This window comes from Comamonadaceae bacterium M7527 (assembly GCA_021044545.1).
Lineage (GTDB): Bacteria > Pseudomonadota > Gammaproteobacteria > Burkholderiales > Burkholderiaceae_C > RS62.
The window spans coordinates 1,984,781-2,005,487 of record CP087990.1 but is presented as its reverse complement, the minus strand read 5'-3'; the positions used below and the strand labels follow the sequence as shown (position 1 = coordinate 2,005,487).

General features: G+C 57.0%; 25 protein-coding genes. 7 read left to right on the top strand and 18 right to left on the bottom strand.

Annotation, left to right across the window (positions count from 1 at the left end; translation table 11 throughout):
* Window positions 1–22: 22 nt before the first annotated feature.
* Window positions 23–406, bottom strand: a complete 384-nt coding sequence (flgB, locus tag LN050_09815) for a flagellar basal body rod protein FlgB (protein ID UFS56042.1) — start codon at window positions 404–406, stop codon at window positions 23–25.
* A gap of 226 nt (window positions 407–632) precedes the next feature.
* Window positions 633–2,009: a LysM peptidoglycan-binding domain-containing protein gene (locus LN050_09810; GenBank protein ID UFS56041.1), complete on the bottom strand. Its 1,377-nt coding sequence runs from the start codon at window positions 2,007–2,009 to the stop codon at window positions 633–635.
* Between the two features lie 205 nt (window positions 2,010–2,214).
* On the opposite strand from LN050_09810, the gene flgA reads away from it, so the two are divergent.
* The 3 genes from flgA to LN050_09795 all read left to right on the top strand — a co-directional run bounded on the left by flgA (window position 2,215) and on the right by LN050_09795 (window position 3,794).
* The gene (gene flgA / locus LN050_09805) at window positions 2,215–2,892 is read left to right on the top strand and encodes a flagellar basal body P-ring formation chaperone FlgA (protein UFS56040.1); all 678 of its coding nucleotides are present in this window, start codon (window positions 2,215–2,217) and stop codon (window positions 2,890–2,892) included.
* Between the two features lie 127 nt (window positions 2,893–3,019).
* A complete protein-coding gene (gene flgM, locus LN050_09800) occupies window positions 3,020–3,331 on the top strand; it encodes a flagellar biosynthesis anti-sigma factor FlgM (protein ID UFS56039.1) in 312 nt (103 codons plus the stop codon).
* A 16-nt stretch (window positions 3,332–3,347) separates the two neighbouring features.
* Window positions 3,348–3,794, top strand: a complete 447-nt coding sequence (locus LN050_09795) for a flagellar protein FlgN (protein UFS56038.1) — start codon at window positions 3,348–3,350, stop codon at window positions 3,792–3,794.
* A 21-nt stretch (window positions 3,795–3,815) separates the two neighbouring features.
* On the opposite strand, the gene LN050_09790 is transcribed toward LN050_09795, so the two are convergent.
* The 5 genes from LN050_09790 to LN050_09770 form a co-directional block, all read right to left on the bottom strand.
* Window positions 3,816–4,097 (bottom strand): EscU/YscU/HrcU family type III secretion system export apparatus switch protein, encoded by a 282-nt coding sequence (locus LN050_09790; GenBank protein UFS56037.1) that lies wholly within the window; start codon window positions 4,095–4,097, stop codon window positions 3,816–3,818.
* The gene (locus LN050_09785; GenBank protein UFS56036.1) at window positions 4,094–5,293 is read right to left on the bottom strand and encodes a hypothetical protein; all 1,200 of its coding nucleotides are present in this window, start codon (window positions 5,291–5,293) and stop codon (window positions 4,094–4,096) included. Before LN050_09785 ends, LN050_09790 begins: the two co-directional genes overlap by 4 nt.
* Before the next feature lie 16 nt (window positions 5,294–5,309).
* Entirely contained in the window at window positions 5,310–5,840 is a 531-nt protein-coding gene (locus tag LN050_09780) for a hypothetical protein (GenBank protein UFS56035.1), read from the bottom strand.
* Between the two features lie 43 nt (window positions 5,841–5,883).
* Window positions 5,884–7,335: a hypothetical protein gene (locus LN050_09775; protein ID UFS56034.1), complete on the bottom strand. Its 1,452-nt coding sequence runs from the start codon at window positions 7,333–7,335 to the stop codon at window positions 5,884–5,886.
* A gap of 71 nt (window positions 7,336–7,406) precedes the next feature.
* On the bottom strand, window positions 7,407–7,937 hold the full coding sequence (locus tag LN050_09770; protein UFS56033.1) for an LPP20 family lipoprotein: 531 nt from the start codon (window positions 7,935–7,937) through the stop codon (window positions 7,407–7,409).
* A gap of 201 nt (window positions 7,938–8,138) precedes the next feature.
* Here LN050_09770 and LN050_09765 point away from each other — a divergent pair, with 201 nt between their 5' ends.
* Window positions 8,139–9,263, top strand: a complete 1,125-nt coding sequence (locus LN050_09765; GenBank protein ID UFS56032.1) for a sigma-54 dependent transcriptional regulator — start codon at window positions 8,139–8,141, stop codon at window positions 9,261–9,263.
* Here LN050_09765 and LN050_09760 read toward each other — a convergent pair.
* A complete protein-coding gene (locus LN050_09760; GenBank protein UFS56031.1) occupies window positions 9,260–9,805 on the bottom strand; it encodes a DUF1566 domain-containing protein in 546 nt (181 codons plus the stop codon). The two genes, LN050_09765 and LN050_09760, sit on opposite strands and share 4 nt — an antisense overlap.
* 351 nt (window positions 9,806–10,156) lie before the next feature.
* Between LN050_09760 and LN050_09755 the strand changes: the two genes are divergently transcribed.
* The 3 genes from LN050_09755 to LN050_09745 all read left to right on the top strand — a co-directional run bounded on the left by LN050_09755 (window position 10,157) and on the right by LN050_09745 (window position 12,622).
* Complete coding sequence (locus LN050_09755; protein UFS56030.1) at window positions 10,157–10,915, top strand: MotA/TolQ/ExbB proton channel family protein; 759 nt, start codon at window positions 10,157–10,159, stop codon at window positions 10,913–10,915.
* Window positions 10,916–10,953: 38 nt separating this feature from the next.
* Window positions 10,954–12,228 (top strand): OmpA family protein, encoded by a 1,275-nt coding sequence (locus LN050_09750; GenBank protein UFS56029.1) that lies wholly within the window; start codon window positions 10,954–10,956, stop codon window positions 12,226–12,228.
* Window positions 12,229–12,403: 175 nt separating this feature from the next.
* Window positions 12,404–12,622 (top strand): hypothetical protein, encoded by a 219-nt coding sequence (locus LN050_09745; protein ID UFS56028.1) that lies wholly within the window; start codon window positions 12,404–12,406, stop codon window positions 12,620–12,622.
* A 179-nt stretch (window positions 12,623–12,801) separates the two neighbouring features.
* Here LN050_09745 and LN050_09740 read toward each other — a convergent pair whose 3' ends face one another.
* The 10 genes from LN050_09740 to fliM form a co-directional block, all read right to left on the bottom strand.
* The gene (locus LN050_09740) at window positions 12,802–13,881 is read right to left on the bottom strand and encodes a hypothetical protein (protein UFS56027.1); all 1,080 of its coding nucleotides are present in this window, start codon (window positions 13,879–13,881) and stop codon (window positions 12,802–12,804) included.
* Window positions 13,878–14,339: a hypothetical protein gene (locus LN050_09735; protein ID UFS56026.1), complete on the bottom strand. Its 462-nt coding sequence runs from the start codon at window positions 14,337–14,339 to the stop codon at window positions 13,878–13,880. Before LN050_09735 ends, LN050_09740 begins: the two co-directional genes overlap by 4 nt.
* Window positions 14,340–14,363: 24 nt before the next feature.
* Entirely contained in the window at window positions 14,364–15,980 is a 1,617-nt protein-coding gene (locus tag LN050_09730) for a hypothetical protein (protein UFS56025.1), read from the bottom strand.
* A gap of 49 nt (window positions 15,981–16,029) precedes the next feature.
* Window positions 16,030–17,172 carry a flagellar biosynthesis protein FlhB gene (flhB, locus tag LN050_09725; GenBank protein ID UFS56024.1) on the bottom strand — a complete coding sequence of 381 codons (1,143 nt, stop codon included), beginning with the start codon at window positions 17,170–17,172 and terminating at the stop codon, window positions 16,030–16,032.
* 3 nt (window positions 17,173–17,175) lie between these two features.
* Window positions 17,176–17,958 carry a flagellar biosynthetic protein FliR gene (gene fliR, locus LN050_09720; protein ID UFS56023.1) on the bottom strand — a complete coding sequence of 261 codons (783 nt, stop codon included), beginning with the start codon at window positions 17,956–17,958 and terminating at the stop codon, window positions 17,176–17,178.
* A 12-nt stretch (window positions 17,959–17,970) separates the two neighbouring features.
* The gene (gene fliQ / locus LN050_09715) at window positions 17,971–18,240 is read right to left on the bottom strand and encodes a flagellar biosynthesis protein FliQ (GenBank protein UFS56022.1); all 270 of its coding nucleotides are present in this window, start codon (window positions 18,238–18,240) and stop codon (window positions 17,971–17,973) included.
* 28 nt (window positions 18,241–18,268) lie between these two features.
* On the bottom strand, window positions 18,269–19,057 hold the full coding sequence (fliP, locus tag LN050_09710; protein ID UFS56021.1) for a flagellar type III secretion system pore protein FliP: 789 nt from the start codon (window positions 19,055–19,057) through the stop codon (window positions 18,269–18,271).
* Complete coding sequence (locus LN050_09705) at window positions 19,054–19,206, bottom strand: hypothetical protein (GenBank protein ID UFS56020.1); 153 nt, start codon at window positions 19,204–19,206, stop codon at window positions 19,054–19,056. The genes fliP and LN050_09705 overlap by 4 nt, the downstream gene beginning before the upstream one ends.
* A gap of 203 nt (window positions 19,207–19,409) precedes the next feature.
* Window positions 19,410–19,700 carry a flagellar motor switch protein FliN gene (gene fliN, locus LN050_09700; GenBank protein ID UFS56019.1) on the bottom strand — a complete coding sequence of 97 codons (291 nt, stop codon included), beginning with the start codon at window positions 19,698–19,700 and terminating at the stop codon, window positions 19,410–19,412.
* A gap of 20 nt (window positions 19,701–19,720) precedes the next feature.
* A complete protein-coding gene (fliM, locus tag LN050_09695) occupies window positions 19,721–20,707 on the bottom strand; it encodes a flagellar motor switch protein FliM (GenBank protein ID UFS56018.1) in 987 nt (328 codons plus the stop codon).

The following is a 20,707-nucleotide window of genomic DNA, read 5'->3' as shown; positions in this document are numbered from 1 at the left end:
GTCCTACTCCTTGACTGGGCGCTTATTCACCGCGCAACGCTTTGCGAATGCCACTCACGCGGCTCTCTAGAAAGCTCAGCGTGGCCTGGTAGTCCGCCGAGGCCTTACCGTAGTTGGCCTGCTCTACGCTCATCTCAACGGTGTTGCCGTCAAACGAGGTGTTAAATGGCACGCGATACACCACGCCATCACTGCCGGGCAAGTCACCCGCTTGGTAGTGCATGTCGTTGGTGTGCTCCATGGGCTGCATCATTTCGTCAGACATCAGCTGCTTGAAGTTCAGGTCACGCGCCTTGAACTGCGGCGTATCGGCGTTGGCAATGTTTTGGGCCAGCATCTCCATGCGCTGACTGCGTACCTGCAGCGCTCGTTCGTGAATACCCAAGGGGTTTCCCATCAATGACATAAATGCTCCTTACCAACTGAGCAGTAGCGACTGTGTTGCTTGCAACATTCAAGTTGTTGCAAACCGTGCCGATACCGGTACTGTGAAACGTCGACCTAGCGATCAGCGCTGGGTCTTTGGTGGGAGTGATGCAATAGCTGTGCCAGGCGTTTTTTGACGGGTGGGTGGCAAGGGTTTGCCGCCTTGAGAAAGCTGGGTCCGCTGCTGTTGCCCCAAGCCTGACAACTTAGCGCGACACCAGCCCTTGAGCCGCGTTGTAAGCACTCACTCTTGTGCCGCGCCCTACATTAATGGTTGGGCTTACCTCAACATCGCGCAAACGCTGGTTGGCGTTGGCATGCAAGCCAGCCCAAATAGACTGACGCGTAATAGGCTTGTCGCGGTCTTTTCCTACGTGCAGGTAAGTGGCTTGTGTGCCCGCAATATCTAAAGGCACATGACGGCGATTTTCTTGTCTGGCGGCCGGTGTCAATACGCTTAGGTACAAATCATCCAGGCGCACAGGCCCTTTGTGACCCACGCCAACTTCTTCAAAGTACTTGTCCACCAAGTCCAATTGTTTGTAAGTGCTCAAATTCAAAATGGCACGCGGGTTGTTGGCAAAGCCAACCGAGGCAGCCCCTCTGTCGTCCCCGTCACAAAACTGGATAATGCCGTGGCAACTACCGTTGCTGGCTTTGGGATTCATGCCATCGCTTTCCATTAGGGTCAAGCGGGCAAAGTCGTCCGGCGAAAACTTGTGCTTTTGCGCCAAGCTCACAATTTTTTGCTGTACGTGCGGCACTTCTGCTGCACTCATAAAGCCTTTGTCTACCGCGCGCTGCAGGGTTTTGTCCAGCACAGGCGTATTCATCAAACGACGCTGCTGCGCGGGCCCAATATGGCTCACTTGGCCAGTACTGCTGGCAGCTGTGGTTTGACTGCTGCCTTGCAACATGTTGAGCGACTTGGCAGACAAGGTGTTGGTCATGCGCAGTGCGAGCGCGGCTTGAGTGCTCACAACTGGCGTCACGTTGGCAGCGGTTTGCACGCCAGCCTTGTTGGGTAACGCAGCCAGCATATTGCTCAGGGTGCTGGTCTTTAGGCGTTGGCCCGGGTGAATCAGGTTGGGGTCGTCAATACCGTTGCTGCTGGCCAACTGCTGGGCGATTTGCCAGGCCTGTGCACCGCTGACCGTTTTGCCTTGCGATGCTGCGGCTTGCTGGACAACGCCTATTAGGGTGTCACCGCGCTTGATGTGTATGTCGCCCAAAGCCGGTGGTGCGGTGAGCACGGGCTGAGCCACTGGCACGTTTGGCGTGAACGGGGTCGATGTACGCATGGGTGCTGGCGCTGCTACAGACGTGGCGCTTGACGCTGGTGCTTTAGCCACCACTTGTGCCGAGACTTGCGCTGGCTGTTTTACAACCGGCATGGCTTGCTGCATGGCTTGCGCAAAGGGCTTGGCGTCGGCTCGGAAGTTGGGCCTGTCTGTCAGGTTTTTAGAAATCGCAGCCGCCTGCGATGCCCAAGTGGGTTTGCCCAAATGCAATACGCGCCCGCTGCTTGTCGGACGGTTATTCGTCTGTAGTGCATTGGCAGTGTCTTGCGTGACGGGACCCACGGGCTACTCCTTTTGCGCATTGGCGCTTGTAAAAAGCGTTTGAAATCAATATGTATGGGAATCGCTTGTGAAAAACAACATCAAACAAGGTTGGTCTCATTCTTGCTTTAGCAGGTTGATGTCAACACTTCGTCACCCTTATCTCTTGGAGTCAATCATGCAAATGTCGTGCCGCTTTTTGTTAGTTGCAGCCACGTTGACCAGCATGTGCTTGACCACCGCTGTGCAGGCCAAGACGCCGGCAGAACAGGCCCTGGCCAAAGCCGTGGTGAGCTGGGGGCACACCAATCTACCCAATCAGCCTACGCTGACATTGGCGGCGTTGGATGAACGCATCATGGTGCCCACCTGCGAACGCGCGCTCAATGTTGACGCGCCATTTGGCCAAGCCGCCAACTTGCGCGTGCGCTGCACGCAGCCCAGCTGGCAACTCTTTGTGCGTACCCAGAGCGCTCAAGCGCTTGCCAAAGAGGAAGCAGAGCCCGTGCAGGCTGAGCCTGCCGAGTGGGTGGTGACGGCCAACCAGCACTTGACACGTGGCACCCGTCTGACCCCCGCCATGCTAAGCCTTCGCCCGGCAAACAAACAAACACCGACACATACGGCGCTTAAGTCTTTAGAACAAGCCGTTAATGCCGAATTGGTAAGAGACATCGCTGCAGGCAGCGCTGTGCGACGCCACGATGTACGCGCTGCCGTGTTGGTCAAGCGCGGCGCCATGGTGTTGATGTCGTTGGGCAGTGCCGGTGGTTTACAAATTTCAGTGCGTCTGAAGGCACAGGCCGATGCCCGCATGGGCGAACAAGTCAAACTCAAAAATGTGGAGTCTGGGCGAGAAATTACTGCAAAAGTAATAGGTTTGAACGAAGCTGTGGCGCTGTAAAAACGACTTGCAACAACATCCGAAAAAAAACGCACAATGTCCTTAAGTTCTTCAAAGTCGCGCCGAATCCTCAAAGGCATAGAGGCGATTTAGGCTTCAAAGCACTGTATTTAAAAGTGAGCACATCATGACCAACCCCATTACGCAGCAAGCACGTGTGGCCCAGCCAGACCTGAGTACGCGCCAAGCAATGGACAAGGCGCAAAAGAAATCTGACGACGCTACAGGTGCAGCCGCATCCAAGCCGTCAGAGCGCGCCGCACCGAAAGACGATATGCTGAGTCTGAGCGACGTCGCCCAAAAAGCCATGGCCGAGCCCGAGTTTGACCGTGCCAAGGTAGACGGTATCAAGCAAGCTATTCGTGACGGCAACTACCCGTTAAATGCACGCCGCATTGCCGAGAATTTTGTGGCCATTGAGCAAATGATCCAAGACTAAGCTTTCTTGGTAGCCCATGCCTGAACCCTTAGCCGCAAGCCATGCAACAAACCTAGCCGATAAGGCTGCGGCGGCGCTTGCGCGCGCGAACAGGTTGCAAGCGTTGCTGGAAGAAGAGTTCGCGGCACTCAAAACCCAACAAATTGACAGCTTTGAGCAACTGCAACCCGGCAAAGCTGAGTTGCTCGCGTCGATTGGCCAAATCACTGGCATCACACCAGACGCGACCAATGCCGCGCAACACCCTTTAAGCGATCCGGCGTGGGACGCTTTCAAAGACACCATGGCCCAGTGCCGTGACGCACACAGGCGCAACGAACTATTGATTGCGCGTCAACTAGACGCCATACGCGGCACTATCGCTGCCCTGCAAGGCGCCAGCGGTCAGGCCTCTGTTGAGGTGTACGACCGCCTGGGCAAGCTTAGCCGAGTCAAACGGGCTCGCGGCTACAACGAGGCTTAAGCCACACAGGGAGCGGCCCCATCACAAATGCCGTTTTTCATCCCCAGGCTCCATGCCCTTCAACCAATAAGCCCAACTCAAAATTACCGCTACAGCCGCATACAAATGCGGCGGTATTTCTTGCTCAATATCCAAGCGGCTGAGCATGGCCAGCAGGGCCGGGTCTTGTGCCACATAAATGCCTTGCGCGTTGGCAACATCCAAAATACGCTGCGCCAGCTCGTCTTGACCTTTGGCCGTGACCACTGGGGTTTGGTGCTCGCCGTATTCCAGCGCCACCGCTTCTAGAGTGGTGCGTTTCATGCGTTGACATCCACAACGGTACCAGCACTGGGTGGGTGCCAGGCGTGACTGCTGGCCGGTCTGGCCGCGTTGAACACTTGCAGCTTGGTCATAGCCAATCCTTTGGCCTCCAACTCGTCGGCCAGATCAGCACCGGCAAGCTGGGCGGCGCGTGCGACGTCATCTCGTACGGCCCACATGGTCATGTCAACAGACGGTGGCTCGGTGGTGCCAGCACTTGGCTGCGTGATAACAGTGCGCAGCCACAACTCACCCAGGCGCTGGTTGTTGGTGTGCACGTCTACTGTAAACACAGCTGGGTCGTCGGGACTGTGGCGCGCAGGGCGTTTGAACCGCAGGTGAATGGGGTCGGCGTCCGTAAACGGCAACACCATTGAAAACAGCAGCTCTCGCCTGTCAAGCGCTTGCACGGCCTCCACTTGTGCCCGTTCCAAGTCGTCCAGGGCTTCACTCACCACCGCACTGTTAGGCGCAGTAGGGCCCAGCTTGCGCAACAAATTGCGCAGCAGGGTTTTGGTGTCTTGGGCGGCTGCTGGAGAGCCTCTGGCCAACAGCGCTTCGGCCGACAAACCGTTGGCCAGCATGGCTTCGCGCAAACCTCTGGGGCTTAGGCTGGCCATGCTAAGGCGCAGCGCTGGCCAAAAATCAAACCACTCGCTGCGTCCAGTAGCCGCTGCACCAGGCTGCGCACTGGATACACCAGACAAACTACTGCCCAAGGCACTGGCCAGTTGACTGATGGCACCGCTTTGAAATAAATGCGTCCAAGCCCTTGTGTCAGGTGCGCGGGCCAACAAGCCAGACAGGCGCCCCGACATGGCAGCATCGGCATTGGCCAAAGGTGCGTAAGCGGAGGTCTGCGGTGCGCCGCTGGCTGGTGGGGCCGATTTGGTATCGGGGCGCGAAGCGCCTACTGACAAAGGCTTAAATAACCAGCTGCCATTGGTTTGAACATGCGCGCTCAAGGTCACTGTGTCACCCGCCTTCAGGCGCATGCCAGCCGGCCAATCAATGGCTCTGCCCTGCAGCATAAGCTTTAGACGCTCGCCGCGAACCTCGGCAACCGCGCTGACCACCTGGCCGTCTGTCAGGCCCAACGCGCGTGCTTGCGCGGCCTGAATAATGGGTGAGCGCCCTTCTAACAGTACAGGATTGGCACGCCCAGCCAACGCCAAGGTTTCGGGCGTGTACAACATAGCAACTTGCCCCTGTTCAGGGGAAGCGTACCCACTTGCGTTTATCGGTGCCGGTGTAGCCACCACTGGCGTCGCTGGCAGCGGTCATGGGTTGGCCATTGGCCATGGCTCGCAAGTCATCAATGGTGGGCACTTGCAACACCGCATTGGCCAGAATAATGTGGGGTGTGCCGCGCGGGAATGCGTGTGGGTTCAGCGCTGTAAAGGCTTTGCGCAGCACAGACATACTCAACACACTACCGGGCATGGTCTTGCGAATGATGCGGTCCAGCGTCTCGCCGCGCTGTACGCGGTAGGTATTGCGTGAGCCATCGCTGGCCACCGCACCGCCCATCACAACGGTGCTGCCCGCGGCGTCGTTGGCATCCGCTGGGGGCAGGTCAACTTGGTCGCCCAGCAAGGCTTTCAACGCGTCGTTGGCCAATATGCTCACGCCTTGGGCATGTGTCTGGCCGACCCAACCCACAGCCAGTAAGGCACACGTTGCAAGACCTGCGGCCATAAGGGCTAGCGGGCGTGACCAATGGGTATGTGTTTGCTGAATCATCTCGGTGTTCTCTCTAAATATCTATGCCACATGTGGCGCTTACTTAGTACGGCATGGCCACCCAAGCGCTGTCAGCCGATGCTGGCAACGCGGGGCCTGCCACCTGGCGCACGGTTGACTGCCCCATACCCAATTGGGCCACTTGCGCCAAAGCGAGGCGCTTCACCACACCTGCGTGCAACACGCGTTTGGGCAACTCTCGGCTGTCTACCAGTACCAATCGGTCCCCTACGCGCAAGCCATTGTGACTGCCACCACTGATGACCAGGTCAGCGCCATCTTGACTCATTAACGAAAACTGTATGGGCTCACAGGCCATTTGCTCGTTCAGAGCCAATACACCGGTCGCACTGGCCTGGCGTATTTGCTCAATCAGCGCTTGCGGCACATCCGGCGGCACCAGCCCCAGCTCGGCCACAGACCAGCTCAGGCGCTGGGTGTCACGCATGATGGGCTGCGTTTGCCCCCGCTTGGTCAACGCTATATCGACCTGCCAGTCTGTGACTTTAGCCGGCTCAGGGGCGACTGCTTGGCCCAGTTGCCCCACATTTGCAGCTGCTGCTGGCGGCGCAGGCGGCGCGGCGCGCACGACAAGACGCAATTGCCAGTCGCCCATTTGCGCGTTACTTTCGCCTTGTAAAGCCGCTTGATAGGCGTCTAATTGGCTGGGCGTATGCACGCTTTGACGCCAGCGTTGGGCCTGGCTGTTGGCAACAGCAACCCAGGTGTTGCGCCACACACCTAGTATCTCAGCGGCATAGTGCATGTCTTCACCGCGAATGCCTGGGCCCAACTCACTGATAAAACTCACGTGCTGCGCCCAACGCGGGTCTTCAGGTGCGGCACAAGTGCGCGTCTGCGGTGTCTCGGCTTGCTGCTGCTCGGTGGCTATGCGCGCCACGATATTGTTTTTGCCGTTATCCAGATAATCCAGCACGCGCACACCACGCACTTTCATGCCGTTGGTGACTTCCATGTCTTCGTGCAAACGCCCTTCTTGATCCACCCATGCCGTAGACACCACGCGGGTGGGGCCTTTCAAGGCCTCATCAACCAAGGCTTTGCGTATGGCGGCCAGCTGTTGCTCAAACGGGTCTGTTGGCTCGGCTTGCGGGTCCGCCTGCTGGCCTGCCTTTGACGGCTCTGGCTCAGCCGTGGGCACGCCGACCAGTGCGCGCATGGCATCTAGTCTGGCTTGTTGTTGCGCTTCAGGCGTGGGCGCAGTGGCCGGCTGTGCAGTATCGGCATTGGCCTCTTGCTGGTTGGGCTCTGCCGCTGTAGCAGCGGTCTGAGCCAAAGGCCCAGATACGCCAGGTTGAACGGTTGCAGCAGTGCCGGCTTGCACCTCAACGACACCACCATATGGGATGCCCAACTCTTTTTCCAAGACACGCAATGGCGTATCAGCTTGCGCCCAAGCGCTGTTGGCACAGGCCAGACAGGCAGCCAGCAGGCTGCCAATAAGCAATTGAGGGGTGACGATTTGACGACTCATGGTGTTTTACAAGCACAAATCGCACCCGATTACCGCTGCGACCAGCACCTGCAAGTGCTGGCCAAGCCGCATCAGTTGACGCGTGACGCCAGCTGGCCCAGGTACAAGGCCCGTAAATCATCCACCACACGCGAATCCAGCGACAGTGTGGTCTCGTAGGTGTCTTCGCCAGCGGGCGTGATGCTGACCAGCACGGCGCCGTAAATCACACCTTCAACGCGCGAACGGAAGGTGTCGCTCATCACCGTCATGTCGGCAACCGTGGTGGTGGCGTCCAAGTGCTGGCCGTAGACCTGCTCGGTGAGTGAGCGGTAGGCGTCAAGCTTGGAGGCGCGAATGGCCAGCAAGCGCTTTTGCGCAGCCGTTTTGTGATTTTGCACACTGATCACAGCGTATCCGGTAGCCGTAATCGTCTCGCGGGTTTCAACAATGGGGGCAATCATGGAAGCGCGCGCAGAGCGCACAACAGGCGCGTCCATCTCGCCGCCAGACTGCGTGGCACTCGGTGCATCCATGGTTTGGCAAGCTGCCAACACACCGGCAAGGGCGCTCAAACCTGCCAATTTCATGAGACGGGCGACAACAGATGAATGGGATTGCATGACGGAACTCCTAGGTGTTTCATTCGCATTGAAGCGTACCCACACAGTATCGGCACAGCGTCCTGAGTCTTTAACAACGATACACGCAAGTTATGAAAAACTGAATACATACCAAAGAGTTACAGCACTTTCTCAAATTAGATTGAAAACTAACTTTTGTTGACTTGGCGTGCGCACGCCCCGCTTGGACAATGGCCTCTTATGAGTACAAACGACAAAAAATCCACGCCTATTATTGGGCGGGGGGAGGAAATGCGTGCGCTGCGAGGGCTAATTACCACTGTCGCCAACGCCAACGCAACCGTTTTGATTTCAGGCGAAAGCGGCACCGGCAAAGAACTGGTCGCCAGGGCCTTGCACGACCAATCTGACCGCGCGGGCGGGCGCTTTGTACCGGTTAATTGCGCCGCCATTCCCAAAGACCTGGTAGAAGCTGAGCTGTTTGGCCACCGCAAAGGCGCGTTCACGGGCGCGGTGACTGATCGCGTGGGACGCTTCGAGCTGGCCCATGGCGGCACCTTGTTTTTAGACGAGATAGGCGACTTGCCGCTAGACATACAGGTCAAGCTGCTGCGCGTGTTGCAAGAGCGCTCGGTAGACCCCGTAGGCTCTACCAAGTCTGTAGACATCGATGTGCGTGTGGTGTCGGCCTCGCACAAAGACCTAGAGGCTGAGGTGAAAGCTGGGCGTTTTCGCGAAGACTTGTACTACCGCCTCAACGTGCTGCCACTGCGTACACCTGCACTGCGTGAGCGCACCGAAGACATTCCAGAAATCGTTGCCCACCATGCACAACGCTTGGCTGCCAAAGAACGCAACCCCATTCGCATCAGTCCAGACATGATGCTGGCGCTGAAAAGCTACCAGTGGCCAGGCAATGTACGCGAGCTCATCAACCTGATTGACCGTTTCACAGCGCTTTTTCCAGGCCAAGAAATTGGCTTGCGCACTGTGCCTGCGGCCATGCTGCCCAAGGGCCTGGCGTCGTTGCGTGATGAGCTGTTTGGCCAGATTGCAGCCAGCAACGTACTGGAGCTGTTCCCCGAAATGCCGCAAGAGGTCAAGGCCTCACACGCCACGCAAGCCTTGTTGCCAATGGAGGATGACAGCTCTGTACAAGACATCATCATGCTGGCCCAAGGCCTTGATGAGTTACCGCCAGAAGGCGTGCCGCTTAAGCAACGCCTGGCCGATATAGAGCGCAACTACATCGCGCAGGCTTTGGAGATGTCAGAGGGCAACGTGTCCAAGACCGCCAAATTGCTATCGTTGCAGCGCACCACGCTGATCGAGAAAATCAACAAGTACGATTTGCGAGCGGCTTAGTTGACCACCAACAAAAACGGGCGTTCCACGTCTTTGCGCTCGCCACAAAAGTTGTTACCGTCGTAGGTGTAGGTGGTGCAGCCAAGCACCGCATTGCGCGTGCTCTTGGTTGACGTCCAGTAGTTGCTGACCTGCACACTGGGAAACACATTGGGGTTGATGGACGGGTTAACGCAGTGGTCCAGACGCAAAGTCTCCATCTCATCTTGTGTGGGCAAACGCCACTGGCGGCCAGACGCTCTGGAAAACTCCTCGGCATAGGCAAAGGCCTCTGCCAGCGGCAAATTCACAGACTTGCCCACGCACTGCCCATCCTGAAACCGCTCACCCGCGTTGCAACGGTACCAGCGTGTACCTGTTACCCGGTCTCTGGCCAAGCCGTCATCACTCACCTCAAAGTAGCCCGTATAGCCAGCACTGGTCACTTCAGCGCATTGCGGTGTGTTTTCATAGCGCTGGCAACCGGCTAGCAACACCAGCGCGGCCGCGCAAAGGCTTATGGCAATGCTTTGTTTGGCTATTCGGCTTGTCGAATATGTCATAACTGTGGCGCTTGAAAATTGAGTGTGTGCACACCGGGGCGGGCACTTGTGAAAAAAATCGGCTGCCTGGCGGCTACTGTACTGCAAGCGGCTCGCGGCAGTTGAAAAACACAAAAGAACTAGTTTTTTCTGCAAGCGCACAATACTGAAAACCAAGGATTGACCAGCTTTAAAAAAGACCGCGCAAACTCAAGAAAAACCCATGCGTGACGATACCTTAAGCACTGAAAACTGCCAAAATTAAAGGCACCGCTTTTTTAAAAGCGCCACCAGGCACAGTCCACATAACCCACGTGCACGTTTACGCCATGCAAGCGTTGCGTCACACAGTCAACCGACGAGACCACACTCATGGATATCGCAACCATCATCGGCTTTGCAGCAACCTTTGGCCTGATTCTTATGGCCATGGGCGACCCGACGCCTTTTATCGACATGCCCTCGGTCTACATCGTGGTGCTGGGCACGCTCACAGCAGTTTTGGCGCGCAGCTCTATCCCTGAATTCGTTGGTATTTTTAGTGTGGTGCTCAAAACCGTTAAATACAAAATCGACAAACCTGAAGACTTGATTGAGCAACTGGTGAATCTGGGCACCATCGCACGCAAAGACGGCATGATTGCACTGGAAGGCCAAGACATTGCCAACCCGTTTTTGGCCAAAGGCATTCGCATGCTGGTAGACGGCACAGACGGCGCCATGATCAAGAGCTCTCTTGAGCGCGAGATGGCGATGATCAAAAACCGCAATGCCGACGGTATGGGCTTTATCGCGTCTGCCCAGGAGATTGCGCCTGCCATGGGCATGATTGGCACCCTGGTGGGCTTGGTGCTGATGTTGGGCAACATGTCCGACCCAAAATCAATTGGTCCAGCCATGGCCGTGGCGCTGCTGACCACCATGTATGGCGCTGTGATTGCCAACGTGATTTGCATTCCGTTGAACCAAAAGCTGGCCAAGCATGACGCAGCCGAAGCGCTAAACCACGAACTCATCATCGAGGGCGTGATGTTCATTCAAAGCGGCGGCAACCCACGCATGTTGACCGACCTACTCATTTCTTTCGTGAACCCCAAGGCTCGCGGCAAGCTGGAAGCTGCAGCGGCCTAATCCGCTCGCCCACAAGCAACACAACAGACTGAACAGCCGTGGCAACAGAAGAAACACCCACAGACGAAGAAGCCGTAGCAGCAGCCGCGGCCGCGGAAGAGGCTGAAGCGCCGCCGCCCATAGCGCCGGCCGAGCCGGAATGCCCCAAGTGCGAGGAATGCCCCGAATGCAAGGCGGGTGCGCCCGCTTGGATGGCAACCTTTGCCGACATGGCGACGCTGCTAATGGCCTTCTTTGTGCTGATTTTGTCGTTCGCCGAAATGAACGTACCCAAGTTCAAGCAAATCAACGGCTCACTCAAAAATTCGTTTGGTGTGCAGCGCATTATTCCGGTGGTGGAGTCACCCAAAGGTACCAGTATCATTGCGCGCGAATTCAGCCCGGCTATTACGCAACCCACCCCGCTGAACAACGTCAAGCAAGAAACCACAGACGAGCGTAAGCCAGAACCTGTTGTCAAAACCGATGAAGGCCCCGGCAGCGACGGCCCGCAGGAAGCGGCCAAAGAGGTTGCCAAAGCCTTGGCCAACGAAATTGCGTCTGGCCAGGTTGAAGTGACCACCGACAACGGCAAAGTGGTGGTGTTGGTCAACGACACACCGGGCGGTGGTGGCGCTGGTGCATCTGGCGCGCAACAAGGCGGCGCAGGCGCAAACGGCGACTCCGCTGGCGGTGCCGGCGCAAGCGGCGCACAAAGTGGTGGCAGCAGTACAGCAGGCTCGCAAGCAGGCGGAGCAACAGCAAATGGTGCGCTGGCTGCAGGCGCTGCCGCCAGTGGCGCCAGCGCAGCAGGTGCCGCTGAACAAGGCCAGGCGCAAGGCGGCTCAGTGGCCCAAGCCACCATTGACTTGTATGCCAAAGTAGCCCAGGTGCAAGCCCAAGTGGATGCACAGGTAGAGGTACGTGACGCAACCGCTGGCCAAGCCAGTGGCGCAGGCGGCGGTATAGGCGCTGCAACCCAAGCGCAAACCGATAATGAATTTGCACGCATACGCAAAGAGCTGGCCAAGGAGATTGAGGCTGGCAAAGCCGAAGTTGAACGCGATGGTGCCAAGATCATCATCCGCCTGGCAGAACAGGGCTCATTCACCTCAGGCTCAGCCGACCTACAGCCAGGCTTTACGCAAGTGCTCAACAGCGTGGGCCAGTCCATTGCCACCAGTACCGGGCGCATCTTCATTGAAGGCCACACGGACAATGTGCCCGTGGTATTCAACGAGCGCTTCAAATCCAACTGGGACTTGTCGGGCGCACGCTCAGGCGCGGTGGCAGACTACCTTACTGCACGAGCAGGCGTACCAGAGGGACTATGAGTGTGAGCGGCTATGCCGATACACGCCCCATTGAGACCAACGACACAGCTGCTGGACGCGCACGCAACCGCCGTATTGAAGTCATTATTGACGGTGGTGGCTAACCCCCAACAACGCCTGTCTCAACCCACAATGCCGCAGCTGATGCGGCATTTTTGTATCTGCACTGGTGGCTATGGGTTACTTGAGACTCACCTACACGGCAAGCCAACACGCAAGCCCACTCAGGCGTACAGACCACACCAAGGCCGCGGTGGCAGCCCACATCGTGTTCGCTACAACGTCGCCACACCATGGAGGCGTGAACGGTATTGAAGGTGTTGGCCAGGGTATGCCCACGTCATTGAGTCATGACCTGTGGTGCGAGGTGGTACGAGGTGATGCACCCGGCTGACCGGCAAGCCGCCAGGGGTACATGATGGTGCTGGCAAATGGTGCTGGCAAATGGGCTACACGCCGCTTGGCACGCTGCAAACCGATGAACCGCCAGCAACAGCTACCGCTTTGCATTCACTCAATGACCATGACAATGGCGCGAGCAAGTCGCGCCATTGCAGCTACAACGCTGGCTGTTTATTGTGCAGCTGCTGCGCTGGGCGCGTCACTCTTGGGTGGCGCTGGGCGTGGGTAGGTAAGCGCTTGCTCGCGATTGTTGGAGCTGTTTTGTTGCTGCAAGGCTTCTAGATAACGCTGCTTTTGCAAGGTGATCAGGGCTTGTACATCACGCTTGAGCGGGTCTACCTCACCCACCGCACTTTTAAGCGCTTTCATCTGCCCGCTAAGCGCTGATATGGCACCAGCTTGTTTTTTGAGCTGGCCGTCCAGTGCGCCGACTTGCTTCACCAAGGCTTGGCTGCCTGCTTCAATAGATTTGGCAGCCTCTTGGGGCAAGCTGCTCACCAGCGCGTTGGATTCGCCCAACGCCGTTTTCACGCGCTCTTCCAGTTTGGCTTGCGCCTCCATCAGTGCGTTGGTGCTGTCGCCAAAGGTGGCCAGCGTGCGGTTCATCGCGTTGATACCCTCAATGCCCGCATTGAGCTCTACCACGCGCTTACCTACAGCCAGCAGCATGTCGTCTGCCTGGCCAATACGACTTTGCAGCGATGCTGCCATGGCAAAAAATACGCCCATGGCAATCAGCAGCAAGCCTGCGGTTACGCCCAACACGATTTTGCTGTGCAGCGTGGCCTTCACCAGCGCACTGTCCACCACCTTGGTTGCATTGCGCATCTCACTGGCCAAACCAGTTGCCACGTTGGCAGAGCGTGCCGCCACGTCGGCTGAGTCCAGCACAACAGAGCTCAAGGCGTCTAAATGGTCTTGTACCTCTTGGCTCAAACCCACGCTGAGTGTGTCGCGTGGCACTTCTTCATCGCGTTCGTCCAACTCTTCAAGCTCTGCAATAAAGGCGTTACGCTTGCGCTCCATAGGTGTCGCAGCCACCGGGGCCATATCTGCAGACGCGTCTTCGCCTTGTTCAACCGGCTCAAGCTGTTCTGCTTGTTCGACAGCCTCTTCGGACTCGGTGGCGCTTGGGACTGCTGCCGTCGTCTGCGCCAGCAAGTCTGCAGCGCTGCTGACATCGCTGTCATCGATCTGTGGCGCTGGCTGTGCGGCCTCAAAATCTTGCCCTGCTTGTTTGTCGTCGCTCATGTCACTTTTCTCCTAGCCAGTACGGCCTTGATACGGGATTGCGCTTTGGAGACCGTCGCCTGTGCGGCTAGGGGCTTTCGTTCCAAAGACGTCATCTGTTTCTTTAATGCTGCGTTTTGCTCTTTAATCAGTTTTAGCCTGGCAGAAAAGTCCAAGCCCCTGGTAGACAAAGCGTCCGGCTCGACCTGCGTTGCCTTGGCCGGCTCTTCTTTGGCTTTGAGAATGGCTGCCAACAACTCCGGCGGCGGCGCCACCACTTTCAGCTTGGTAGCAGGACGCACCACCATGGGCCCAGCCTCGACATGCTTGTGCGCGGGCAATGCCGTGTTGGAAGTGCCCACCTGGCGCACATCGCCTTTAGGCTCATCGCCAACAGGCACAGACGCACGCTGCCCCGCTTGATCCAATCGGATTTCGCGCGGCCTTTGGCTGGCAATAACAGTCGGTTTAGTGGCCATAAGTCAATTCATCAAGGTGCTGGATCAAGGCTGAACCATGTCGCCGCGTACGGACCTAACCGTGCGAATCCAGTACTCTTTAAGTGATTCGGCACGAGACGCAAAAGCTTGTGCTCGCGCCTGGCTCGTGTGCGGCCCTTGCACCACCACGTAGTGCAGCTGCTTGTTGTTGCGCTTGAGCATGGCCAAAATCTGCAAGCCCTCAAGTTGAGGCCTGTCCTGAACCCACTGCTGCGCCTGGGCCAGCTCTGATACGGAGACGTACTGTATCAACCAGTTGGTCTGCGGCAACTGCCGCACCCAGCTGTTACCGCTGGGCAGCGATGCAGTGCTGCTCTCGGGCTGAGGCGCAGAGACGACCGGCTCCGGCGCAGGCGTGGCAGGCGAAGTCACAACAGGTGTAAACCGATCAGACGCAACCACGTCTTCACCGGCCTGCGCCTGCAAGTTGCGTTGCGTGAGCTCTATGCGCAAGTCGGTTCGTGCATCGGTCCACAAGGCATCAATGGGGGGCGCGTTGGCCTCCTCAGTAACCTCCCCGCTTTCAACAACGGCTTGTGCGTCTGCCTCAGGTTCTGCAACCACTGGCTCTTGCTCGGACGCTTGTTCAGTTTCAGGTAGCGCCTGATCTTGCTCGTCGGCCTTCAAGGCCGCCGCCAAGCGTTCGGTGAGGTCGTCCCGCCCGACCACCACCGGATCTTGCGCAACCGCCTCTTCGCCAGCGTTGCCAGGCTCAACCGCGGTCTCCTCAGCGCCTTGTTCAGCACTTGCGCCCAAGGCTTTTAATTGATCGCTCCATGACTGCACAGCAGCCAAGCCTGCCTGGCGGTACTTGTCAGACAAACCCACCACGGCAGCGGCAGATATAGCCAGCAACAACACGACAGCCAATACCATCCACTTGACACCCCAAACACGATGGGCACGCTCAGCATCGTCGGTGCTGGCATGTGCGCGCTGGGCAACCGCCTGCAGCAAGGCTTGCTCGGCGGCGGGGTCGCGCTCAGCCAAATCCAGCGTGTCATCTGGCAGCAAGTCATCGTCCTGACCCAGCAAGCCCAAGCGCTCCAGCAACAAGGTGGCGGGCTGTTCAAGCCCGGCCAGGGTGGCTTGACGCAAAAACGCCTGCCCACCATCTGCATCTGGCATGTCTATGGTCCAGCGCGACATGCGCTTGCCAAATGCGGCCAAGTCCTTTTCAAGCTGACTTTGCGTGTTGATGAGCAACACCACGCGCACATTGGCACCCGGGAAGTCGTTGACCAAACGCGCCAATAGCTCCAACTGAGACGTCTGAACAGAGCGTGCGTCGTGCAACACCAAGATACGCGCCGGCAAACTGGCGCCTTGGGTTGACACCGCATCCTCGAGAGACATGGGGGCCAACACATCGTTAAACCGCTGTATCAATGCCTCAGAGCTGCTGGGGAAGTACACCTCAACGTGGACGTCGTCGTGACACCTGAGTTGTTGCACCAGGATTTTGCCGTAGTGCTCCAGCAGCACATCGCTACTACTGGCCAGCAACAAACTCTGACGCTTGGCAATTAGTGCGCCATAGGCCAACGCCATGCGCTCACGGTCGGCGTCGCGCAAAAACAAGTCGTCATGGGCAAACTGTGGGCTTGTTGTGTCGGTCATAGTGGCTTGCGTGGACGCTGGCGGGGCTCAGCGCCGAATAGTTGTGACATCACTGCAATTTACCCGATGCGTCAAAGGCCATCTCTGGTGGCACTTGTGGTTTGGGCTTTTGCATGCCTGGCTGGCCAGGCTTGACCGTGTCCAGGCTGAATACATACGCGATAACCTGGGCCACCGCCACATAAAGTTCTTCGGGTACGGTTTGATCCACCTCGGTGGTGTAAAACAAAGCTCTGGCCAGTGGCGGTGCCTGGAAAATATACACGCCGTGGGTAGTGGCTTCTTCGCGAATGCTGGCAGCAATGAGGTCAGCGCCTTTGGCCACCACAATGGGAGCGCCGTCACCAGTTGGGTCGTACGACAAAGCCACCGCAAAGTGCTCAGGGTTGGTGACCACCACGTCGGCGTCTTTCACACTTTGCATCATGCGTTGGTTGGACATCTCACGCTGGCGGCGGCGAATCTGCGCCTTCACCTCGGGACGGCCTTCTATGTCTTTGTACTCGTCTTTGACCTCTTGCTTGGTCATCTTCATGCGGTTGTTGAACTCGCGCTTTTGCCACGGCACGTCAATAGCGGCAATCACCACCAAGGACAAGGTCACATAAAGCGCCGCCTCAGCAATAAGCTCACCTGACTTTTGCATGGCTGGCTCTAGTGGCATGCGACCAATCTGAATCAATTCGTCCAGGTTGATGCTGATCATCAGCACCAACACGCCTGTGACCAATGTGAATTTCAAAATGGCTTTGGTCAGTTCGATCAAGGCCTTGGGACCAAACATGCGCTTGAAGCCCTCAATAGGGCTTATTTTGCTGGCCTTGGGCGCAATGGATTTGAGCGAAAACAAATAGCCGCCAGTCGCTCCCGACGACAAAATCGCCAACACGATGGTGGCGATAAACACCGGAATCAACACCACAAAGGCGCTGACCGCTTGCGAACCAAACGACAGCGGCAAGAGGTTTGGCGAGGCCAAGGTGGTGCGGTCAAACACAAAACCGGCTTTAAAAACTTCAATAAGCCCCGCAATGAGCCAGCCGCCCATCAATACGATCAAGGCCACAGTGCCAATCATCACGGTGGCACCTGGCATCTCTTGGGAGCGCGCCACCTGCCCGTCTTCACGCGCTTTTTGCAGTTTGCGCGCGGTGGGTTCTTCCGTTTTTTCTGCGCCGGTTTCTTCAGCCATGGTTTAAGCCCCGCCCACGCCAGGACCTGCCCAGTCGCGCAACATGATGAACGACTGCATCCACAGCCACTCCATGCGCCCGCCCACGCTTTCCAGGGACAAAATCAGAATTATCAAACCCGCCAACACCATGGCTGGGAAGCCCACCGCAAAAATGTTGAGACTAGGCGCAGCCTTGGTCACCACGCCCAAGCCCACGTTGATGAACAACAGCGTGACCATCACAGGCAGGGCTATGAGCACAGCACCCACAAACATCATGGAACTCCAGGTGACCAAGCGGCCCCAGTGGTTTTGGTCTAGCAGGCTTTGGCCTATGGGCAAAACCTGAAAGCTTTCCAGAACCAGCCCCATCAAAATCGCGTGGCCGCCACTGCCCACAAAAATAAGCGTAGACATGATGAGCAGCAGTTGGGCAACCACAGGCACGTTGCCCATATTAGGGTCAATCATGTTGGCCATAGACAAGCCCATGGCAGCAGACACACTTTGGCCCGCCACAATCATGGCGGCGACCACCACTTGCAACAACAAGCCCATGGACGCGCCAATAAAAATCTGGTTGAACACCTCTAACAGGCCAGGCGCAGACAAGGGATCAAGCCGGGGCCAGTCGTACAAGGGGTAAATCAGCCAGGTGAGCGCCACACCCAACAGCACGCGTATACGCACGCTCACCGCCCTTTGTGAAAACAAAGGTGCTGTCATCAACAGCGCAGAGATACGCAGCATAGGCCACAGAAAGCTGTAAAAGCGCTCTATGACTTCGGCTGCAAGCAGGTTCACGTGACCGCCCGTTTACTGGAACAAGGTTGGAATGCGCTGAAAAATGATGCGCGTGAATTCCACCAGGGTATTCACTTGCCAGCCCCCAAACAAGGCCATGGCCGCACCCAAGGCAACCAGCTTGGGGATAAAGCTAAGCGTCATCTCGTTGATAGAAGTGGCGGCTTGCAAGATACCAATAATCAAGCCCACACCCAATGCCACGCCCAACAAGGGCGCGGATATAAGCGCAGTCATCCATAGCGCATAGCGCCCAAGATCAACGACAGTTGCGGTATCCATTTGTGTATTCCTTAGAGCACCAACGCCGCTACGGCATTGCAAAACTTGAGGCCACAGAGCCCATGATTAATGACCAGCCATCTACCAACACAAACAGCATGAGCTTGAAAGGCATGGAGATCATCATGGGTGACAGCATCATCATGCCCATGGACATCAACACGCTTGCCACAATCAAGTCGATCACCACAAACGGTATGTAAATCAAAAATCCAATGGTGAAAGCGCTCTTGAGCTCAGAGGTGATAAAGGCCGGCACCAGTGTGGTGAAGGGCACGTCTGCTGGCGAATTGAAATCGGTGTTGCGCGCAATCTCCATAAACATGGCGATGTCGTCTTCACGCGTCTGGTTGAGCATGAAGGCGCGAATAGGCGCTTCTGCTGCTGCCAATGCCACATCAAACTGCATGGTGCCGTCCATATAGGGCAGCAAAGCATTGGTGTAAACATCCGACAACACAGGCTGCATGATGAACAGCGTGAGAAACATGGCCAAGCCCACCAGCACCATATTGGGGGGGGTCTGACCAGTGCCTAGCGCTTGGCGCAACAACGACATCACTATGATGACGCGCACAAAAGAGGTCATCATCAACAACAGCGACGGCAACAGCGTGAGCGTGGTCATCAAGGCCAGCAGCTGCAGCGTGAGGCTGTATTGCGAGCCACCACCGCCTTGCTGCGTGACATTGACCAACGGAATGCCGCCGGCTTGAGCGTGGGCCAGCTGCGGCATGGCCGTTAGCAACAACGTGGCAATCAGGGCCAGTACAGCAATTGCCAAACGGCGCTGGTGGCGTTGGGATTGATTCATCATGACGCGTCGTCTTTCATGCCTGCCAATGTGCGCGCAAAGTCGCCTGACTGCGGGGCCGTCGTTGTAGCTTGTACAACCACTTCGCCGGGTGCGCCCAACGCGGTCATGCCGTGTGGGCCAACACCCACCACCAGCTCCTGGTCGCGCACGCGAAGCAGAATAATTATTTTGCCTTGGTCCCACAGATAAGGTATCAACCAGCTGCAGCTGTGCGTCCTTGCGACCAAAGGCCTTGCTGTGCTGCATGCGACGCAAGCCCCACAACACCAATGCCAACAGGCCTAATACAAACGCAAAACTGGCTACAAGTTGTAGCCAGTCCGCCATAGATACAGAAGGTGTCATGGTGGTTTTACTGCAGGTTTTTCATGCGCTCAGACGCGGGCACTACACGCGTCAGGCGTATACCGTAGCGGTCATTCACCAGCACCACCTCGCCTTGCGCCACTGCGGTGTTGTTCACCATCAGGTCCAGCGGCTCGCCCGCGATACGGTCTAGCTCGACCACGCTGCCCTGGGTGAGGCGCATGAGATCGCGAATTTTAATAACGGCGCGTCCAACCTCAATAGAGAGTGTGACCGGAATATTCTCCAGCACATCGGCATTGATGGTGCCGTTGTCGTCTTGTTCGTTGTCGTTCATGGCTATTCCTAAAAAGGTGTTTACAGCTGATCGGGGTCAACTGCATGTTCGATTTTTGCAGCAATCTGGCTGCCCACACTACCGACTTCCACATCAAATGCGGGGATGTCCGAAAAGTAAGCACGCGCCAGGTCTGGTTTTTTGAAGTACAGCACGTCGCCTTCTTTCATGGTCTCCAGCTGTGACAACTGCACCGTCAAGTGGCCCAACAGTACTTGCATTTCAAGGCCAGAGTCGTGTACGGCGGCTTCCAGATCAGCACGCCATTGCTTGTCTGAGGCTTCGTTGCCATCGCCAGACTGCACGCGGCTGCGCAGTAAATCGCGAATAGGCTTGAGCGACGCATAGGGGTAGACCAAGTCAACAAACCCCTTGCCTTGCTCAGTAGGTTCGGCCTCAAAGCGACTGAGAATGACCAAGTCGTTTTCATCGGCAATCTGAGCAAACTGCGGATTAATTTCTGAGCTGACGTGTTCAAAGTCCAGGGCGTAAATAGGTGCCCATGCGTCTTTCAGCGACTTGGTGAACACGTCCAAAATAATCTTGATAATGCGTGTTTCTGTGGGCGTGAACAAGCGTCCAGGTGGCAATTGCCCCACGCCACGGCCAAAGCCGCCAAAAAAACTGTCTAACGAGCTGAAGACAACTGTGGGCTCAATCACCACCATGCAGTGGCCGCGCAATGGGCTGGCACGCATGACGTTGACACTCAGCGGTGCGCGAAGCGTTTTGAGATAGTCACCAAAGCGCGTGATTTGTACACGCGCGGGGTTGACACGCGGGCTGGTGCGCAGCACCTCCAGCATGCCCAGGCGAAACTGACGAATAAAGCGCTCGTTGATCATGTCGATCGCCGAGATGTTCACGCCAAGGCTGCTGTCTTCACTGGCAAGGTCGTGCTTGCGCACATTGGCTTGCGTGTTGTAGCCAGTGTCCACCTCAATAGAGCCGTCACTCATGCCTGCGGCAAGTGCGTCCAGCTCTTCAGCGCTCAGTAGTGAGTCCAC

Excerpts from the sequence above, each read along its gene's own strand:
- LN050_09730 (UFS56025.1), bottom strand. The coding sequence starts at position 15,980 with ATGACCGACACAACAAGCCCACAGTTTGCCCATGACGACTTGTTTTTG.
- flgB (UFS56042.1), bottom strand. The coding sequence starts at position 406 with ATGTCATTGATGGGAAACCCCTTGGGTATTCACGAACGAGCGCTGCAG.
- LN050_09760 (UFS56031.1), bottom strand. The coding sequence starts at position 9,805 with ATGACATATTCGACAAGCCGAATAGCCAAACAAAGCATTGCCATAAGC.
- flhB (UFS56024.1), bottom strand. The coding sequence starts at position 17,172 with ATGGCTGAAGAAACCGGCGCAGAAAAAACGGAAGAACCCACCGCGCGC.
- LN050_09785 (UFS56036.1), bottom strand. The coding sequence starts at position 5,293 with ATGTTGTACACGCCCGAAACCTTGGCGTTGGCTGGGCGTGCCAATCCT.
- LN050_09740 (UFS56027.1), bottom strand. The coding sequence starts at position 13,881 with ATGAGCGACGACAAACAAGCAGGGCAAGATTTTGAGGCCGCACAGCCA.
- flgM (UFS56039.1), top strand. The coding sequence starts at position 3,020 with ATGACCAACCCCATTACGCAGCAAGCACGTGTGGCCCAGCCAGACCTG.
- flgA (UFS56040.1), top strand. The coding sequence starts at position 2,215 with ATGTGCTTGACCACCGCTGTGCAGGCCAAGACGCCGGCAGAACAGGCC.
- LN050_09780 (UFS56035.1), bottom strand. The coding sequence starts at position 5,840 with ATGATTCAGCAAACACATACCCATTGGTCACGCCCGCTAGCCCTTATG.
- fliP (UFS56021.1), bottom strand. The coding sequence starts at position 19,057 with ATGATGAATCAATCCCAACGCCACCAGCGCCGTTTGGCAATTGCTGTA.
- LN050_09795 (UFS56038.1), top strand. The coding sequence starts at position 3,348 with ATGCCTGAACCCTTAGCCGCAAGCCATGCAACAAACCTAGCCGATAAG.
- LN050_09735 (UFS56026.1), bottom strand. The coding sequence starts at position 14,339 with ATGGCCACTAAACCGACTGTTATTGCCAGCCAAAGGCCGCGCGAAATC.
- LN050_09745 (UFS56028.1), top strand. The coding sequence starts at position 12,404 with ATGGGTTACTTGAGACTCACCTACACGGCAAGCCAACACGCAAGCCCA.
- LN050_09775 (UFS56034.1), bottom strand. The coding sequence starts at position 7,335 with ATGAGTCGTCAAATCGTCACCCCTCAATTGCTTATTGGCAGCCTGCTG.
- fliN (UFS56019.1), bottom strand. The coding sequence starts at position 19,700 with ATGAACGACAACGAACAAGACGACAACGGCACCATCAATGCCGATGTG.
- LN050_09755 (UFS56030.1), top strand. The coding sequence starts at position 10,157 with ATGGATATCGCAACCATCATCGGCTTTGCAGCAACCTTTGGCCTGATT.
- LN050_09765 (UFS56032.1), top strand. The coding sequence starts at position 8,139 with ATGAGTACAAACGACAAAAAATCCACGCCTATTATTGGGCGGGGGGAG.
- LN050_09790 (UFS56037.1), bottom strand. The coding sequence starts at position 4,097 with ATGAAACGCACCACTCTAGAAGCGGTGGCGCTGGAATACGGCGAGCAC.
- LN050_09770 (UFS56033.1), bottom strand. The coding sequence starts at position 7,937 with ATGCAATCCCATTCATCTGTTGTCGCCCGTCTCATGAAATTGGCAGGT.
- fliQ (UFS56022.1), bottom strand. The coding sequence starts at position 18,240 with ATGGATACCGCAACTGTCGTTGATCTTGGGCGCTATGCGCTATGGATG.